The sequence below is a fragment of the Pseudomonas sp. HY2-MNA-CIBAN-0224 genome (assembly GCF_040310285.1).
GTDB lineage: Bacteria > Pseudomonadota > Gammaproteobacteria > Pseudomonadales > Pseudomonadaceae > Aquipseudomonas > Aquipseudomonas helleri.
In genome coordinates this window covers 1-245 of the sequence record NZ_JBEOPQ010000810.1, presented here as the reverse complement: position 1 = coordinate 245, position 245 = coordinate 1, and the positions used below count along the sequence as shown (strand labels likewise).

At 54.3% G+C, this 245-nt stretch carries 1 protein-coding gene; it reads right to left on the bottom strand.

From position 1 onward, the window contains the following. Window positions 1-245: LLM class flavin-dependent oxidoreductase (locus AAEZ03_RS28540; protein WP_350583338.1), on the bottom strand; the 245-nt coding region annotated here is incomplete at both ends.

Here is a 245-nt window from a genome sequence, read left to right as displayed (position 1 = left end):
GTCTTCACCAGGGATCGCTCGCACCGCTTTGCCGTTACTGTGTTGACGCAGTTCATGTGGGCCGAGTAACGATTGCAACTCGCGCACCTCATCAGTAAAATGTTCTGCCCGTTGGTTATCACGATTGAACGCTAAACTTGTGACCGGATCGCTGCCTGGTGCACGGCCTAAGCCTAAATCAATTCGTCCAGGATACAGACTGGCCAAGGTGCCAAACTGCTCTGCCACCACGAGCGGTGGATGGT